Genomic DNA, 17,852 nt, shown 5'->3' on the forward strand with positions numbered 1-17,852 from the left:
CATCTATCCGCAATTCATCCAAAATAGACGTAGACTTTTACCTTTTACCTTTTTACCTAAAAGAAAAGCCCCTCCGCCAACCAACCTTACGGTGCGGAGAGGCTTTCTCATGTTCTTGCTCAGTACTGCATTCGTATTTATTGTGCGTCTACACGCGTCATCACCGTAGTAGCCAAACGCTCGATACGGCTTTCGGCGTCTTCCAGGTTCTCTCCGCGCACGGCGAAGTATACTTTGATCTTCGGTTCTGTTCCCGAAGGACGCAGGCAGAACCATGATCCGTCTGCCAAAATAAATTTCAGAACGTTCTCTTTCGGCAAGCCATCCAAGCCAAGGGAGTAATCCAGCACATCTTGTACAGCGATGCCGGCTACTTCTTGTGGCGGATTAGAACGCCAGTCGGTCATTTTCGCCTGAATTTGAGCTACGCCATCCTTGCCTTTCAGCGTACGAGACTCCAGCTTCTCCAGGAAATATCCAAATTGGCTGTACAGCTCTTGCAGGACATCATAGAGTGTTTTGCCTTGGTTTTTATAATAAGCAGCTGCTTCAGCAATCAGCATTGCAGCCAGGACTGCATCCTTGTCACGTGCGTAGCTGCCTGCCAGGTAACCATAGCTTTCCTCATAACCGAACAAGAACGTATGACTGCCGGTTGCTTCGAACTGGTTCATTTTTTCACCGATATATTTAAAGCCTGTCAGGGTGTTCATCACTTCTGCACCGTAATGCTCAGCAATGACCGCTCCCATCTCGCTTGTTACAATCGTTTTGACAACTGCACTGTTCTTCGGCAGCTTACCTGTCTCTTGCAAACGGCTCAACACATAGTGCACCATGATCGCTCCGGATTGGTTACCCGACAGTACGAAATACTTGCCATCCTTGTCTTTCACTACCGCACCCATGCGGTCTGCGTCTGGATCTGTACCAATCAGAATATCTGCACCCACGGATTCACCCAGCTTCATTGCAAGCGTAAATGCTTCGCGCTCTTCCGGGTTAGGTGATTTCACTGTGGAAAATTCAGCATCAGGCTGTTCTTGCTCTGCCACGATGTGAACCTGCTCGAAACCGATCTGTTCCAACACACGACGTACAGGCACATTACCTGTTCCGTGCAGTGGAGTGAAGACGATTTTGAAATCACGGCCGACGCCGGATTGAATCAGGTCACGACTGAGACTTAGACTGGCAACGGTATCTACAAATGCCTGATCTTCCTCTTCTCCAAGCCATACGAGCAATCCTTGAGCTTCAGCTTCTTCCTGCGTCAGCTTTTTCACATCCGCGAGGGAAGGAACTTCCTGAATGTATTGAATGACTTTCTCTGCTTCGTGTGGTACCAATTGGCCACCCTCATGGTTGTAAACTTTGTAGCCATTGTATTCAGGAGGATTATGACTCGCCGTCACCACAATACCGCCGGTTGCTTGCAGATGACGTACACTGAAGGAAAGCTGAGGCGTAGGACGCAGGGATGTAAACAGCTTAGCCACAATGCCATTTCCAGCCAGAACCAGGGCAGCATCCAGTGTGAACTCCGGTGAGAAATGACGGGAATCATGCGCGATCACTACAGAAGGTTTACCTTCTTTGTCGCCATGCTGCTCCAGCAAATAACGGGCAAACCCTTGCGTTGCACGACCCACCGTATAACGGTTCATCCGGTTGCTTCCCGCTCCGATCACACCACGCAATCCACCTGTACCAAACTCCAGATTTCTGTAGAAACGATCTTCCAGCTCTTTCGGCTGATCCTGCAAATCACGAAGCTCCTGTTTCGTCGCTTCATCAATCGAAGCATCCTCCAACCACTGCTGCAATGTTTGTGCTGCTGTTGCGCTTAACTGTTCCATTCCTGCAAACCCCTTCCTTCTATATAAAATTCAATTGACTGCTGAACGATACAATCATTAGCTTGGGTCAGACAGTGCGAACATGATCTCGCCTTCAGCTACCACTTTGTCGCCTACTTTGGCTGTAGCTTTGCCTTTACCGATTGAACCTTTGAGGCGCGTAATCTCCACTTCCAGCATCAACGTATCTCCAGGCACAACTTGTCCACGGAATCGGAAATTGTCCAGTCCCGCCAAAAAGCCAATTTTGCCTTTGTTGCCTTCCAAATTCAGAATGGCTACTGCACCAACCTGTGCCAGTGCTTCTGTAATCAACACACCCGGCATTACCGGATACTCTGGAAAATGACCAATGAAGAAAGGTTCATTAATGGTTACATTTTTCAAACCAACGGCACGTTTGCCATCCTCAATCTCTAAAATCTTGTCCACCAGCAGAAATGGGGGACGGTGTGGGATAATCTCTTGAATCTGTTTGATATCGAGCACAGTATAATCTCCTCTCGGGATGTTTATATGAGAATCCTCCATCATAAAGTTCTCATGTGCGCACAGGTGGCCGTTACGGTTACGGATCGTTCTTTCGATCGCTGTTGTTTCCGAATGTTTCTGAACTATTTTCAAATGGATAACATTCGGAAACAAAGGCGAACGCTTCGCTTCTTTCAAACGATTCCGTTCCCTCCACTGACTTTAGTGCGGACATGGGAAATCTGATTATGATCAAGTCGGGCCTCATATAAAAGGTTTTTAATTTTAATGTTGTATGGAAAGCATATTTTCGGTTAACACTAGTTATATCCTTCATGACTGCAGTAGTGAAGGTTGAGATAAGGGGTCTCTCTTCGCGATGACGAATGTCTTTCGCAGGGGAGGCCTCTTTTGACGTCAAACGTCATCCATCATTATACTGTTTTCAACACCAAAAAGAAAACTCCTGCCTGCGCAGGAGTTTTGCATATATCGTTCATCTACGGAGCGAACACCAAATCATATACATGTTCCCATGTACTCCACTGCAATACGGAACCGATATCCTGTTTGCCCAGTACCACGTAGCCAGCTACCAATCCGCCAGCGAGGGCAAGAACAAGCAGGACCGGAACCAGAAACCATCTTGCGATGCGCCATCCACTCTTTTTCTTGACATTCGTCTTATCCGGCTTGCTGTTCTGCTGCTGTGTGTCTGTCATCACATTCACCTTTTATGCTCTCATATTGTTGGCAAGACCCGCCATGGAATCACTGGATGTGAGCGCACGTGCCGCCAGTTGGTAAGTACGCTGTCCTTGCATCAGCAAAGACATTTCTTGTGTCAAATCCACGTTGGATTGTTCAATGTAGCCTGCACGGATCATGGCTGTCGCTTCACGTGTAGCTGCATTGGCTCCAAATACATCATCCTCGGTCAGACCCGCATCCAGACCAAACAGGTTATCTGCATACTGCACAAGCCCTTCCGGGCGCTCGATATCAACGAGTTGCAATTGAGCTCCAATCGTTGCATTGGCTTCATTGCCACGACTGATCAACAGATTGCCTTTTTCATCAAATGCAACCTTGCTGTTATTCGGTGCCGTAATGCGATTACCTTGACGATCCAATGCAAAGTGGCCTTCGCCATTGACCAATACCATCATGTCTGGCGCATTGGGATTCGTTTTGGGTCTTGTATCAGGGACAAAATGGAATGCACCCTGACGCGTCCACATTTTCTCACCATTCGCTTCAACGGCAAACATCGCATTGCCTTCAATCGCCAGATCGGTAGGACTACCTGTCTCATTGAGCGTACCCTGACTCATATCCTTTGTCACATCAGCCAAACGTACACCAAACCCGAGGTTGTATCCCATCGGGGTCGAGCGTCCATCCAGCTTGTACTTGTCCGGTTGCTGCTGCACACGTGTCAGTACATCTTCGAAGGCTGCTTGCTTACTCTTATAGCCTGCCGTATTCACGTTGGCAATATTATCGGAAATGACATCCAGACGCTGCTGTATTCCGGTCATGGAGACCATTGCACTAATCATGGAATTATTCATTCGGTGGTTACCCTCCCTGGTTCTACCCTCCCAAACCCTCCCTGGTAGGGAGGGCCCCAGATGGCGCTGCCCTCTGGACTCCCGAAAACAGGCGGAGTGGGTGCGTGGGGTACGATCTTGCTAAGTGACGGTGGTGTGTGTGCGCCGCGACTGCCGGGCTATGATTCCCGCCATAGTTTCACATGGCTGAATCATAGCCCGGCACGCTCTTTATGCGGCGTGTAGCTCCGCGTGGTCTCTCCTTGCTTTGCTTCGCAAAGGACTGTCGAGACCATCGCTGCGCTTAGCTTACTGCTACGCATTCCTCGCATAGGCTCGGCTGCGGTTAGGCTTTTGCGCTCCGCGTGCTCTCTCCCTGCTTTGCTCCGCAAAGGACTGTCGAGACCGCCGCTGCGCTTAGCTTACTGCTGCGCAATCCTCGCATAGGCTCGGCTGCGTTTGGGCTTTTGCGCTCCGCGTGGTCTCTCCCTGCTTTGCTTCGCAAAGGACTATCGAGACCGTCGCTGCGCTCAGCTTAATGCTGCGCAATCCTCACATAGGCTCGGCTGCGGTTAGGCTTGCGCTTCGCGTGAGCCTCTCTGCTTTGCTGCGCAAAGGGCGTTTGGCTCTCCGCTACGCGGCTATATTATACGTTGGCGTTATACACGCCCAACTTCATTGACGGCTTTATCCAGACTGCGGTCGTAGAATTGTACGACCTTCTGGTTCGCTTCATATGCACGGAATGCTGCGTTCATATCTACAGTTGCCTGTGACGCATCCACATTCGAACCTTCCAGGTAGCCTTGACGGATCTGCACATTATCACCGACAGCCATCATCCGAGCCGTTGCTCCATTCTGATCATTCAGGCTGAAATTACCATCACCTTGACGTACCAGTTGGTTCGGTTGATCGATGACGCTGATTCCCAATGTAACACCTGTGGGTGCACCCGTCTCTGCATTAACAAGACGACCTTGCTCATCCACTTTAAATTGGTCTACCGAGCCTGTCAACACAACAGGTTGTCCATTATTATCCAGAACTTGTGAACCTGTTGAGCTGAGCAGCTGTCCAGTTCCGGTAACCTCGAAGTGACCATCACGTGTATATCTTGTGTTACCGTCTGCATCCCGTACTGTAAAATACGCCTGAGGTTGGTAAGTTACCGTGCCATCAGCTCGTACAAATTTGCCTGAACCGTCAAACGAGACAGGTTGTCCTGTCTGTGGATCATTCACGGCCAGATTGGACGAAATGGCAAAATCACTCTTTTGCCCACTTTCCATAATGGCTCCCTGCAAATTCATGGACAAACTTTCTTCCGCGAACACACCTGTGTTCAGCTTGCCCAGCCGCTTTGTCGGAAGATTGGCATCTCCGCCTACCAAAGTAATGAGCATTTCCGGGAAAGAACGGCTTACGCTGTTCACTTGTTTATATCCCGTTGTGTTCATATTTACGATGTTCTGCGTTGCGGTGTCATGGCGGCGTTGTTGCGTAATCATTCCCGCGGTAGCGGTGTACAGACCTCTTAACATGTATTAACCCCTCTCCTCAAGCGCTTGTCCTGCATCGTAGGATAGCTGCTTGTCCGTTCTGCTTCCCGAGCTTGGGCGAACCTTTGCTTTTTATATCGGCAGATTAGAACTTTTTCTTAACGACTTGATCCAAATTATTCAACATAATGCCAGTCCCCTTCACGACACAATGCATCGGATCCTCTGCAACCCATACCGGTACATGCAATTCATTGGACAACAGTTCGTCCAGTCCGTTCAGCAAAGCGCCTCCACCTGTCAACACGACACCTCGGTCAATAATGTCTGCCGCTAATTCTGGTGGCGTCCGCTCCAATACCGACTTGGCTGCCACGATGATGGATTGCACGGAATCCCATAGCGCCTCCTGCACTTCATTTCCCGACACCGTTACGGTAACAGGCAAACCGGATACCATATCCCGACCGCGAATGTCCATCTCCGTTTGACGACCACCCGGATGTACGGAACCAATCGCAATCTTGAGATCTTCGGCTGTACGTTCACCGATCATGAGTTTGTATTTGGCTTTGATAAACTTGGTAATCGCTTCGTCGAACTTGTCCCCTGCGACTTTAATAGAAGAGGCGGTGACTACGTCGCCCATAGACAGGACTGCAACGTCAGTCGTTCCGCCGCCGATATCCACGACCATATTGCCGCTCGGCTGAAAAATATCCATCCCCGCACCGATCGCTGCCGCTTTCGGCTCTTCTTCCAGAAATACTTCTTTGGCACCGCTGCGCTCAGCAGCTTCACGGATAGCCTTCTGCTCCACGGAAGTAATGTTGGTTGGTGCACAGATCAGAATGCGCGGGTGGCTGTACCAGCTTCTTGCTCCCACACGATTAATGAAATGTCTAAGCATTGCTTCCGTAATCTCGAAGTCCGCAATAACACCGTCACGCAGCGGTCTAATGGCAACAATGTTACCTGGAGTACGCCCCACCATACGACGCGCTTCTTCCCCAACAGCAAGGACCCGCTTCGTATCGCTTTCAATGGTCACGACGGAAGGTTCATCGAGGACAACCCCACTTCCTTTCACGTGAATAAGCACGTTCGCCGTGCCAAGATCAATACCGATATCCTTGCTAAACATAAAAGAGCCCCCAAAGTGATATTATTTGGTCAGCGTATCCTGTGAAAAAGAGTCCCTTATCACGTCACCGCTTGTTCGACAAAGTGCAACATATATATGTAAAAATCGGGCTGATAAGATGTCATAATTCGATCCTGTACCAGCTTTTAACATATCATACTTCAGGGGAGGGATTCAATGCATGTGTGAGCTTTTTGGCCTACGTCTTTCCGCAGGTCCCTAAGTTTTAGCGGAAGCCAGCACCTCGCGTTTTTTACCGCTTGTTTTTTTGTATTTAATTTTGGTCGCTTCACCGCCCCGCAAATGACGGATGGACTTGTGATACTCCAGAATGTGTTTCACCTGGTCAGCAAGATCAGGGTTAATTTCCGGCAGACGCTCCGTCAGATCCTTATGCACAGTACTCTTTGACACGCCGAATTCCTTGGCTATGGTACGGACCGTATTCCTCGTCTCAACAATGCAGCGACCAATTTTGATGGTCCGTTCCTTGATGTAATCGTGCACGCTCCCGCCTCCCTACTGTGTGGATAGTTTGGTACATTATATGAGGAGCATGCCTATATATTCGCGGTTTAAAGGTGTGACAAGCTTCGAAGGTCCCATTATTTTCTGAAAAGCACAAAAAGAGCAGAGGAGAATTCCCTCTGCCCGTCATGTTGCTGCGGTAAAAATCATTTTATTTTTCCGGAAGATATCCTTGCGGGTTAACCGGTTGTCCGTCTTCGTAAACTTCAAAGTGAAGGTGGTTGCCCAGCGTTTTTTCCAGTTCATTAACGCCAGCCGATGCAATTGCATCTCCTTGCTTCACTTCATCATCCTGTTTCACTTTGACGTCAGCCAGGCTTTGGTATACGGTTTTGAGGTTATCACTGTGTGTGATTTCCACAACTTGACCTGTCAGCGGGTTTTGTTCAACCCGGGTAACTTTTCCGCCGAGTGCTGCTTTGACTTCAAACGTTTTGTTATCCCCACGTGCCAGATCTACACCCGTGTTCGGAATAAATGTGTCATTGTACTGCACCATCGCTGCTTCATGTTCCTCACTTGAAGCTTCGTTGTCATAGAAAGGTTTGACTACCGAAATTTCGGACGGAACCGCTACTGGCCACACAAAATTCTCCGACTTTGCAACAACTTCCACACTTTCCTGTTCTCCGTTAACCGCTGTTCCTTCTGTACCCGCCGATGCGCCTGTTTCTACTACCCCACTTGCAGGGTCCGAGTTCAGCGTTTTGTCGCCTGTGCCCTGATAGACCCACACTAAGGTTAGTATAATGCCTGCTGCTGCGATGTAGGCTGCCGGGAAGACCCAACGTTTGGACATTGCTCTTTTCCATGAAGAGGGCTGGCTAGCCGGTACTCCTTGAGTTGTTTTAGGAGTTTCTTCTTGGACTGTTTTTTTGTTTTGTTCATTCATCTTGATCACCTCAGTAACAAGTGTTACCGGGTGCAACTCTTTTATACACGCGCGACTCTAATTATTTTCACAGAACTTTCAAAGAGTGCTATATAAGGCGAAAAAGGGGGCTACACTGGACCACTCCGCGCGCAGAAAAATCTTTCGGCCGCTGTTACTCCCAGATTTCTTTCTATCACCTTCTTCAAAGGTGAAATCCGGGAGTAAAGGCGGACGCTCCGCTCCTACAGCTTTTTTCTGCTCTCTCCGTTCCGGTGTAACTATTAATTGCAACTGATATAGCCAAGTTTTGAAAGCTCAGGAAGGGGTTGCTGGTAGAGAAGCCTGGATTGCTGTAATAGCCAATCCTTCTAAGAAGTGAGTTCATTAGCTGAAAGCAACATGATATAGGCTGTGATTCGTTAATACCGATTTAAGGAGCCATAGGTTCGTTAAAGTGAGATGAGAGATTAGCGAGGCCGCGGCACTAATGACTGTTCCATCTAACATCATGCTTAGTTAATGAAATATTTCTAACGAACTCAGGTGGCCTTATTGATGGAAAAGTCGCAACCTGGAGATTCTAGCGAACCTTAGGCACGCTAATTACTCTTTTTGGCGCTTTATCGGCTCCATTTCGTGATATGTCATGATATAGCGCTTCTGAGATTCGTTAGCTTCTCAAACGTACACCGAGAGTAGGAAAACTGCACAGTTCCACTTCACTGTTAAACTGTTGTTAATCTGTTCGTCGTTTTACATCTGTTAATAATCTATTGCTCTATCCTTATCCAACCGTATTCATCTTTCCTACTTTGAGGCCAGCATCTTGGATGCCTGTCCGAAGGAGATGCCTGTGTAGTAGTGTTTGAGAATCTGGGTCGCGGTGTGACCCTCTTGTGCCATGCCGTTGGCCCCCCACTGGCTCATGCCGACTCCATGACCGTATCCATACGTTGTAATCTGAACCTCGTCTCCATCGGTCTTCCAGCTGAACTGGCTGGATCGGAGCCCAAGCAGCTTTCGAACCTCCGGCCCACTAAACGTTTTACCTGCAATCTGCATCTCCTTGATCCGATGGCCTTCCGTTGTAGACAATACTTCCATCCAGCCACCGCTCTGCTGCGCGCTCACAGGGATGGTATTTGCACCCAGATTCAACTTTTGGAGAATCTCGCTGCGCTTCATCGTGATGGTTTCCTCAAAGCCTGGAGCCAGGTTTTTATCCCACGGACTCGCTACACTTTGCAAATAAGGTACAGGGTTGCCCCATACATCCTCAGCATTTTCTGTATACCCATTACTTGTAGAGAAAAAGGATGCGGTAATCGCCTTGCCTTGATATGTCATGACGGAATCCTTGCTTTCCCGGACAGCCTGCTGCAGCTTCTCCCATTCCTTCGCTTTCCCCAGACGTGTCCAGTCCGCTTTTACTTGTTCTGGTGGTATAAACACCTGATGACTCACAGTATCCGTTACATCAGCTTCTCCTGAGGGTACACCGCTTGTATCGTTGGCTGCCAGCCTTCTCACGATAAATGTCCTTGCAGCAATAGCCTGTGCCTTTAATGCCTCCAATCTGAACTCGGCTGGCATCTCGGCAGCGACGACTCCGGTAACATAATCTTCAAGCGGAAGATTCATCGTTGTACCGGTTGCGGACAGGTACACCCTTACTTGCGGTTCAGGGTAGGTAACGGGTACAGCTGGAGAAGGTGCTGGAGTCGTTACACTGCCTGTACCTGGTGGGACAGGGATCGGCTTAACCGGATCATCCGTCCGCGGCCAAACCAGAATAGCTGGGATCAACAGCGCAAGCGCCAGTACTGCCGATACAGCTGCTGCGGGCTGCCAGCGAGTATTGTTTTTGCCCCATCTGCGGCCTCGGCCGAACGTACGCATTCGGCGGCGCTTCACACGACGAAACTGTTCTAATTCAATGACAGGCATGTGTATACGTGCCGCAGGCTGTTGAGCTGGCTCCTGTTTGGAGCCAGGCGGTCTAGGAGCTGTTGTTGCGGTCTCATCTGGAACCGTTCTGATGTTCGTTGAAGCAAGCTTGTCTTTTTCCACACCGAAACCAGCAATCTCTTCTGGCTCCTTCACTAGTGGACGAGGGACAAGAGGTACCTTAACCTGCACACGGGCTTCTTTCATTTTGATATAACCCTCCGTTGTCCATGGCCGGTCAAGCGCCGGTCCTTTTGTTCAAATCCATAGTTTAGGGTATGAGCTGGCTGGATCTGATAGAACCTGATTTAAGAGAAACGAAGGCATTCCATATGTGGAGATTTCTGACTCATTCCTGCTATGTATTTTTAAAAAACGTTGATCTGTCGCGGAATCCCGTTCCGCAAAGTACCAACCATTCTTCAAAAAGCATGCTCTTTCATTCCGTTCAGAATTGGTACAGAATATGATGTTATGCTATATAAGTTAGGACCAGCTATTAATAGAATCAGGTACTAGGTACTGATCCATTTGAACGTTGAACACAAAAAAAGCCAAGCCAGATGGCTTAGCTTTTGATCTGAATTTTAATGACAGTACGCAGCTCTCGTGTCCGCAATTTCCAATGATGTGTGATTCATACTAGAGAGCAACGCCTATTGTCCAATTCGATGTTATGCCCAGGTCGGTTGTACTTTGAAAAGCGGTACTTCTTCCCCGACTTTTTCATTCGATGCTTTAACTGCATCCAGCTTAGGCTCTTCAACCGAAATACGATAAATATCGGCTCCAAGTCCATTAAGCTTCTCAGCGAGATGTACGTAGCCACGGTCGATGTGATGAACACCGCCCACTTCCGTTGTACCTTCAGCAACAAGACCCGCGATAATAAGTGCGGCACCCGCACGCAAATCGGTAGCTGTTACTTTGGCACCCTTCAGCTTGGCATTGCCCGTGATGATGGACGAACGTCCTTCAACTTTGATCTCCGCATTCATCAATTGGAATTCATCCACATGCATGAAGCGATTTTCAAAAACAGTCTCTGTTACAACAGAGGTTCCTTCAGATGCAAGCAAGAGTGCCATCATTTGGGATTGCATATCAGTAGGGAAGCCTGGGTATGGTAATGTTTTCACATCCACAGCCTTGAGCGGACGATCCGCAATAACGCGAACGCCATTCTCGTCAGGATGAATGGTTACACCCATCTCTTCCAGCTTCGCAATAACAGAACCCAAGTGGTCTGAAATCGCACCTTCGATATACACATCACCACCAGAAATTGCAGCAGCAGCCATATAGGTACCTGCTTCAACCCGGTCAGGAATGACGGTATGCTTCACACCAGACAGTTTCTCCACACCTTCGATGCGGATGACTCCTGTTCCAGCACCTCGTACTTTGGCACCCATTCCATTCAGGAAGTTGGCAAGATCCACGATTTCCGGTTCTTTTGCCGCGTTCTCCAGAACAGTTACACCTTCAGCCAATGTTGCAGCCATCATAATATTTTGAGTGGCACCTACGGAAGCCACATCTAGATAAATTTTCGCGCCACGCAACCTTCCTTGGCTGCGAGCTTCTATATAGCCTTGGCCCAAGCTGATCTCAGCGCCCATGGCTTCAAAACCTTTCAAATGCTGATCAATAGGTCGTGTACCGATGGCACATCCACCAGGAAGCGAAATTCTTGTATGACCCATACGCGTCAACAATGGTCCCATGACCAGAAAAGACGCCCGCATTTTACTTACCCATTCATACGGTGCCTCACAGGAAGTAAGTTTCTCCGCATTTACGGTAATCACTTCGTCCCGGTATGTAACACCCGCTCCCAGCGATTCCAACACCTTGTTAATCGTCATCACATCGTCTAGAGGAGGAGCGTCAATAATAACGCTTTGTCCTTCTTCCCCTAAGAGAGAGGCAGCGATGATCGGAAGAACAGAATTTTTAGCGCCGCTAACTTTGACACTTCCGGTCAACCTTTTGCCACCGCGGACGATAAATTTGCTCATCATGGTTCCCTCCGCGCTTTTATTCCCTTTTCTTCATTCCGGAATACGTGAGCCCTTCTGTAATAGAAAAGACTGTTGCTGTGTGTGGAATTTCGACATAACCTGGCAAATAATGCCCTTGATGTCTATTCAGAAAAGAATTGGTTTATAATCCATATCGATGATACCACGTGCGTTGCATGATGCCCTCCGACTTGTAAATGTAACGCCTTACAGGCCAGCAAACATCTGAACAGACAGATTGGGATGATTATTAGCCGGATTCAACCGGATATCCCGTTTATAACCACAAAATAAGTGAACAATTGTGAATTCCCTAACTTCCATCATAACATTGTTGAATTGTACGATACAAGCATTTTTACATAAAACATCTCAAATTCATCCATTTTGACGTCACACTTTTTTCTTAATTCCTTTGCCGACAACTCATACTCTAATTGTTAACACAATTAATCGATGTTATTCGACATTGTACTGCTTGAAGAACCTAACAGATGATTAACCAACCATCTCAACATTAAAACAAATGGCGCAACATTTGTGTCCATGACAAATAGTCAATGACAAAGCCTGAAACAGCATGCCCAAGTATAATGGCCAACAGTAAATGTAACAGTCTTCCTTGTGCTCCTCGTGGCTGCCTGATGATTAAATCCAGCTTGAGATTCTGCAAAGCCCACCACGACAACGCTATACATAAAAGAGAGACGATAATCGAAACTAAGCCATTCGTACTTAATGTCTGGTTCAACTGATTCGTCAGGTCAGTATCCATATATTCATTACCTCCACATTTGTTGCAGCGATCAGCATAATTATGCCTGGCATCCATAACTTGTTAGAACAATGGAATGACTTGAACACAACGTACTGAGCCTACTGTCAGACTTACTTACTCCTGCTATGCAGGAAATCTGGATGCCCAATCACGGAGCAGCAACAATCTGGCTGTGAATGACTATGGAATTCATCAACGCAGCTTCCTGCATCTGCTGACTCTATGGAATATAGGCTCTTTCATCATACATTGTCAATTACATTGATTTCCACTTAGATAATATTTTAAATTCAAAATGCCGGGATTTTGTGACTAAAACGACATAAAAGAGCGTTATTTCGATATCGATCCTGTCATTTCCTCGGAAATAATTTGGATTTCCGTCGTTAAAAATGGTTCCAACCGTGATCATTATCGCCACGACTTTAGTCCTACATTCTATTCACCTGCCCACAAACGGTGAATACATTTAACTTTATTTGCCGTAAAATCAACTACTTCAACCGAAGTAAATGTCCATATATTGGACTGTAACTGGAAAAGATAACGCTCCGAAAACTCAAAAAAGCCCGGCAGACTAAGCCGCCAGGCTCCAATGAACAGTTTATTTGCCGTATACGTTGATCCGGTTAACCGCTTTTTGCAGAGCAATCTCTGCCCGGCGGTGATCAAAATGGTCCTGATTGCTTTGGCTGCTGAGACGGCGTTCTGCCCGCTCTTTCGCCGCACGCGCACGGTCCACATCGATACTTTCCGGGAATTCGGCACTTTCTGCGAGGACAACAACCTTATCTTTACGGACTTCGATAAACCCGCCGCCAATAGCGACCTGCTTGTTCTGTTTTCCGTTTTTGATAATGATCGGTGCGATCTGCAATGGTGTAACCATAGGGATGTGACCTGGCATAATACCCAGTTCCCCTTCAACACCACGAACGATGATACTATCTACTTGCTCTGTAAATACCAAACGCTCGGGCGTTACAATTTCCAACAAAAAGGTGCTCAATTCCATCCCTCCTGAAACTATCCGATAGCTCGCTTCATAAGGACAATCTTGGATTCAGATTATACCAGTGTTTTGGCTTTCTCCACTGCCTCTTCAATTGTACCCACGAAGAGGAAAGCTGCTTCCGGAAGATCGTCATGCTTGCCTTCGAGAATTTCTTTAAAGCTGCGCACCGTTTCTTTAACCGGAACGTATTTACCCGGAATACCGTTAAATGCTTCAGCAACGTGGAATGGCTGGGACAAGAAACGTTGAATTTTACGAGCACGGTAAACGAGCGCTCTGTCTTCCTCACTCAGCTCGTCCATACCCAGAATCGCAATAATATCCTGCAATTCATTATAACGCGCCAAGATGCGTTTAACGCCTTGAGCTACGTTGTAATGCTCTTCGCCTACAACTTCAGGGGACAAGATCCGGGAGCTGGATGCCAACGGATCTACCGCAGGGTAGATACCCATCTCGGAAATTTTACGTTCCAGGTTCGTCGTTGCATCCAAGTGGGCAAACGTCGTTGCTGGAGCCGGGTCAGTATAGTCATCCGCAGGCACGTAGATGGCCTGGATGGATGTTACGGAACCTTTTTTAGTCGAAGTGATACGTTCTTGCAGTTGACCCATTTCCGTTGCCAGGGTTGGTTGATAACCTACCGCGGAAGGCATACGTCCGAGCAAGGCAGATACTTCTGAACCTGCTTGGGTGAAACGGAAGATGTTATCGATAAAGAGCAACACGTCACGGCCTTCTTCATCACGGAAGTATTCCGCCATAGTCAGACCAGTGAGGGCTACACGAAGACGTGCGCCTGGAGGCTCGTTCATTTGTCCGAAGACCATTGCTGTTTTGTTGATAACGCCGGAATCACTCATCTCGTGATACAAGTCATTACCTTCACGTGTACGCTCACCAACACCCGCGAATACGGAGATACCACCGTGTTCTTGTGCGATGTTGTTGATCAATTCCTGAATCGTTACGGTTTTACCTACACCGGCACCACCGAAGAGACCGATTTTACCACCTTTGGCGTAAGGAGCCAACAAGTCGATAACTTTGATTCCTGTCTCCAGCATTTCAGCCTGGGTAGTCAGTTCATCAAATGCAGGAGCCGAGCGGTGAATCGGATTTTTATGTGCAGCAGCTACCGTGCCGCCAGTATCAATGGCTTCGCCGAGTACGTTAAATACACGACCCAGTGTCGCTTCCCCAACAGGTACAGAGATTGGAGCTCCTGTATCTACGGCTTCCATACCACGAACGAGTCCGTCCGTGGAGGACATCGCGATACAACGTACCCGGTTGTCACCCAGATGTTTCGAAGCCTCGAGTGTCAGATTAACACTTACGCCAGCTTCGCTTACTGTAGTGATCGTAATGGCATTGAGGATTTCCGGCAGACCGCCGCGATCAAACTCGACGTCAACAACCGGACCCATGATGCTCACAACGCGTCCTTTGTTCATCTTAACGTTCCCCTCCTACAAGCCTGCTACTTTTGCAAAAATAATGTACCGTTCGTTTATCTTTGCTCTGCAAGCCTTCATTAATAAAAAACGGTTAGCCTTGTGCTGCGTTGGCACCTGCCACAATTTCCGTAATCTCCTGCGTAATCGCCGCTTGACGGGCACGGTTATAGGTCAATGACAAGTCATTGATGAGTTTGGATGCATTTTTGGTTGCATTACCCATGGCCGTCATTTTCGCGCCCAGCTCACTCGCTTTACCGTTCAGAAGTGCACCATAGATCAGCGTTTCCGCATAACGCGGAAGCAAAACCTCCAGTACAGCTTCAGGAGACGGCTCATACTCGTAGCTTGCAGTCGGTCCTTCTGCAGCAGTTACCTCAGGTGTTTCCATCGGAAGAAGACGTTCTACCGTAGGAATCTGGGTCAACGCATTTACAAAGCGGTTATAACAGATGTACAATTCATCAAATTTACCCAACTCAAACCCTTTAACAGCTTCGTGTGCGATGGATTTGATATCTGCAAATGATGGCGAATCGGAAAGATCCGTTGTAGTGGATGTCATCGCCATTTCACGCCGTTTGAAATAATCGCGTCCCTTACGTCCAATGACGAACAATTCGTAGTCATTCTGAGAGTTGTGCTTTTCTTTGAGTGTCAGGTTAACCTGACGCAAAATATTCGCATTGTAACCACCCGCAAGACCGCGGTCCGATGTAATAACCAGATAAGCTGTCTTTTTGACCGGACGGCTCTCTAGCATTGGATGCTGAACCCCTTGCGTGCTTTTTGCAATACTTGCCACAACTTCCTTCAGCTTCTCCGAATAAGGACGAGCTGCTTCCGCTTTCTCCTGCGCTTTACGCAGTTTTGCGGCAGCTACCATCTCCATTGCTTTGGTGATCTGCTTGGTGCTTTGTACGCTTTTAATTTGCCGCTTTATTTCGCGCATGCCTTTTGCCATGATTTCACCACCTTCAAGTTTTGACGTAGTCAAAACTACTTCGTAAGCCCAAACTTAAACTTTGGCGAGCCAAAGTTACTTCGTAAGCATTCACTAGTTTTGACAGAGTCAAAACTACTTCGTAAGCATATTGAAACTTTGATAGATCAAAGTTTTACATGCAGACATGCGGAATCGGTTGAACAACTCCGCACCTGCATATCATCTATTTAGACAGAGACAGCAAAGCTCTTTCTGAATTTCTCAATAGCATCTTTCAGAGCGGATTCATTGTCTGCAGTCAATTCTTTTGTATCACGGATGGACCCAAGAATTTCCGGATGGCTGCTCTCCATGAACGCGAGGAACTCACCCTCGAAACGAGTAACATCACCTGTAGGAATCTCATCCAGGAATCCTTTAACCGCTGTGTACAAGCTGACTACCTGTTGTTCTACAGGCAGAGGCTGGTTTACACCTTGCTTCAGGATTTCCATCATACGAGCACCACGATTCAGGCGGGCCTGAGTCGCTTTATCCAGATCGGAACCGAACTGGGAGAACGCTTGAAGCTCACGATATTGAGCGAGGTCGAGACGCAGGGAACCTGCAACCTTTTTCATCGCTTTGATCTGAGCAGAACCACCAACACGGGATACGGAGATACCTACGTTGATCGCCGGGCGTTGTCCAGCATTGAACAAGTCAGCTTCCAAGAAGATTTGTCCGTCCGTAATGGAGATTACGTTCGTCGGAATGTATGCAGATACGTCGGAAGCTTGTGTTTCAATGAACGGCAGTGCGGTTAAAGAACCACCACCAAGCTCATCATTCAGCTTCGCTGCACGCTCCAGCAAACGGGAGTGCAGGTAGAAGACGTCACCCGGATAAGCCTCACGGCCCGGTGGACGGCGAAGCAGCAAGGAAAGCTCACGGTATGCGGAAGCTTGTTTGGTCAAATCATCGTAGATGACCAAAACGTGCTCACCTTTGTACATAAAGTACTCACCCATCGAACAACCGGAATACGGTGCGATGTACAACAATGGTGATGGGTCAGATGCTGCTGCAGTTACAACAATCGTGTACTCCATTGCGCCTTTACGACGAAGAGTTTCTACGACTTGTGCAACTGTAGATTGTTTTTGACCGATAGCAACATAGATACATTTCATGCCGCTGCCTTTTTGGTTCAGGATGGCATCAATCGCGATTGATGTTTTACCTGTTTGACGGTCACCGATGATCAACTCACGTTGTCCGCGACCGATTGGAACCATTGCGTCAATGGCTTTAATCCCTGTTTGCATCGGCTCATGAACCGATTTACGATCCATTACGCCTGGTGCTTTACCTTCAACCGGACGGAATTCCGTTGTAGCGATTGGCCCTTTGCCATCCACTGGAATACCGAGCGGGTTAACAACGCGTCCAATCAATGCTTCGCCAACAGGTACTTGCATGATTTGACCGGTACGTTTTACTTGGTCGCCTTCACGAATATCATAGTAAGGTCCCAGGATAACGATACCGACGTTGCTCTCTTCCACGTTCATGGCGAGACCCATAACACCGCTTGGGAATTCAACCAACTCGTTGGACATGACATTCTCAAGTCCGTAGACACGAGCGATACCATCACCAACCTCAATAACCGTACCGACTTCGACTACATCGATATCGTTCTTGTATTGTTCGATCTGGCTCTTAATTAATGTACTGATTTCTTCTGGTTTGATACTCAAGTGTCCTCA

At 47.9% G+C, this 17,852-nt stretch carries 16 protein-coding genes; 1 reads left to right on the plus strand and 15 read right to left on the minus strand.

Annotated elements, in window-relative coordinates; genetic code table 11:
• Window positions 1-137 precede the first annotated feature (137 nt).
• The 4 genes from BMW94_RS23625 to BMW94_RS23640 all read right to left on the minus strand — a co-directional run bounded on the left by BMW94_RS23625 (window position 138) and on the right by BMW94_RS23640 (window position 3,904).
• On the minus strand, window positions 138-1,859 hold the full coding sequence (locus tag BMW94_RS23625) for a phospho-sugar mutase (protein ID WP_091001297.1): 1,722 nt from the start codon (window positions 1,857-1,859) through the stop codon (window positions 138-140).
• Window positions 1,860-1,916: 57 nt separating this feature from the next.
• Window positions 1,917-2,348 (minus strand): 3-hydroxyacyl-ACP dehydratase FabZ, encoded by a 432-nt coding sequence (fabZ, locus tag BMW94_RS23630; protein ID WP_064641900.1) that lies wholly within the window; start codon window positions 2,346-2,348, stop codon window positions 1,917-1,919.
• Between the two features lie 482 nt (window positions 2,349-2,830).
• On the minus strand, window positions 2,831-3,052 hold the full coding sequence (locus BMW94_RS23635; protein ID WP_091001298.1) for a DNA-directed RNA polymerase subunit beta: 222 nt from the start codon (window positions 3,050-3,052) through the stop codon (window positions 2,831-2,833).
• A gap of 12 nt (window positions 3,053-3,064) precedes the next feature.
• Window positions 3,065-3,904 carry a flagellar hook-basal body protein gene (locus tag BMW94_RS23640; protein WP_091001299.1) on the minus strand — a complete coding sequence of 280 codons (840 nt, stop codon included), beginning with the start codon at window positions 3,902-3,904 and terminating at the stop codon, window positions 3,065-3,067.
• A gap of 60 nt (window positions 3,905-3,964) precedes the next feature.
• On the opposite strand from BMW94_RS23640, the gene BMW94_RS30645 reads away from it, so the two are divergent.
• Complete coding sequence (locus tag BMW94_RS30645; RefSeq protein ID WP_157258581.1) at window positions 3,965-4,129, plus strand: hypothetical protein; 165 nt, start codon at window positions 3,965-3,967, stop codon at window positions 4,127-4,129.
• 413 nt (window positions 4,130-4,542) lie between these two features.
• On the opposite strand, the gene BMW94_RS23645 is transcribed toward BMW94_RS30645, so the two are convergent.
• The 11 genes from BMW94_RS23645 to atpA form a co-directional block, all read right to left on the minus strand.
• Window positions 4,543-5,427: a flagellar hook-basal body protein gene (locus BMW94_RS23645; RefSeq protein ID WP_091001300.1), complete on the minus strand. Its 885-nt coding sequence runs from the start codon at window positions 5,425-5,427 to the stop codon at window positions 4,543-4,545.
• A 103-nt stretch (window positions 5,428-5,530) separates the two neighbouring features.
• Complete coding sequence (locus tag BMW94_RS23650) at window positions 5,531-6,529, minus strand: rod shape-determining protein (RefSeq protein WP_063567732.1); 999 nt, start codon at window positions 6,527-6,529, stop codon at window positions 5,531-5,533.
• A gap of 219 nt (window positions 6,530-6,748) precedes the next feature.
• The gene (spoIIID, locus tag BMW94_RS23655) at window positions 6,749-7,036 is read right to left on the minus strand and encodes a sporulation transcriptional regulator SpoIIID (RefSeq protein WP_091001301.1); all 288 of its coding nucleotides are present in this window, start codon (window positions 7,034-7,036) and stop codon (window positions 6,749-6,751) included.
• Window positions 7,037-7,208: 172 nt separating this feature from the next.
• Entirely contained in the window at window positions 7,209-7,949 is a 741-nt protein-coding gene (locus tag BMW94_RS23660) for a M23 family metallopeptidase (RefSeq protein ID WP_091001302.1), read from the minus strand.
• Between the two features lie 789 nt (window positions 7,950-8,738).
• Entirely contained in the window at window positions 8,739-10,085 is a 1,347-nt protein-coding gene (spoIID, locus tag BMW94_RS23665) for a stage II sporulation protein D (protein WP_091001303.1), read from the minus strand.
• 467 nt (window positions 10,086-10,552) lie between these two features.
• Entirely contained in the window at window positions 10,553-11,899 is a 1,347-nt protein-coding gene (murA, locus tag BMW94_RS23670) for a UDP-N-acetylglucosamine 1-carboxyvinyltransferase (protein WP_083678749.1), read from the minus strand.
• Window positions 11,900-12,419: 520 nt separating this feature from the next.
• A complete protein-coding gene (locus BMW94_RS23675) occupies window positions 12,420-12,677 on the minus strand; it encodes a DUF1146 family protein (protein WP_062321714.1) in 258 nt (85 codons plus the stop codon).
• 607 nt (window positions 12,678-13,284) lie between these two features.
• Window positions 13,285-13,689, minus strand: coding sequence for a F0F1 ATP synthase subunit epsilon (locus BMW94_RS23680; protein ID WP_062321712.1), 405 nt, complete (start codon window positions 13,687-13,689; stop codon window positions 13,285-13,287).
• A 59-nt stretch (window positions 13,690-13,748) separates the two neighbouring features.
• Window positions 13,749-15,152 (minus strand): F0F1 ATP synthase subunit beta, encoded by a 1,404-nt coding sequence (gene atpD, locus BMW94_RS23685; RefSeq protein WP_063567728.1) that lies wholly within the window; start codon window positions 15,150-15,152, stop codon window positions 13,749-13,751.
• A gap of 94 nt (window positions 15,153-15,246) precedes the next feature.
• On the minus strand, window positions 15,247-16,119 hold the full coding sequence (atpG, locus tag BMW94_RS23690; RefSeq protein WP_063567727.1) for an ATP synthase F1 subunit gamma: 873 nt from the start codon (window positions 16,117-16,119) through the stop codon (window positions 15,247-15,249).
• Window positions 16,120-16,328: 209 nt separating this feature from the next.
• On the minus strand, window positions 16,329-17,843 hold the full coding sequence (gene atpA, locus BMW94_RS23695) for a F0F1 ATP synthase subunit alpha (RefSeq protein WP_063568357.1): 1,515 nt from the start codon (window positions 17,841-17,843) through the stop codon (window positions 16,329-16,331).
• Between the last annotated feature and the right edge of the window lie 9 nt (window positions 17,844-17,852).

Origin of the sequence: Paenibacillus sp. OK003 (assembly GCF_900109515.1) — a bacterium.
Taxonomy (GTDB): Bacteria; Bacillota; Bacilli; order Paenibacillales; family Paenibacillaceae; genus Paenibacillus; species Paenibacillus marchantiae.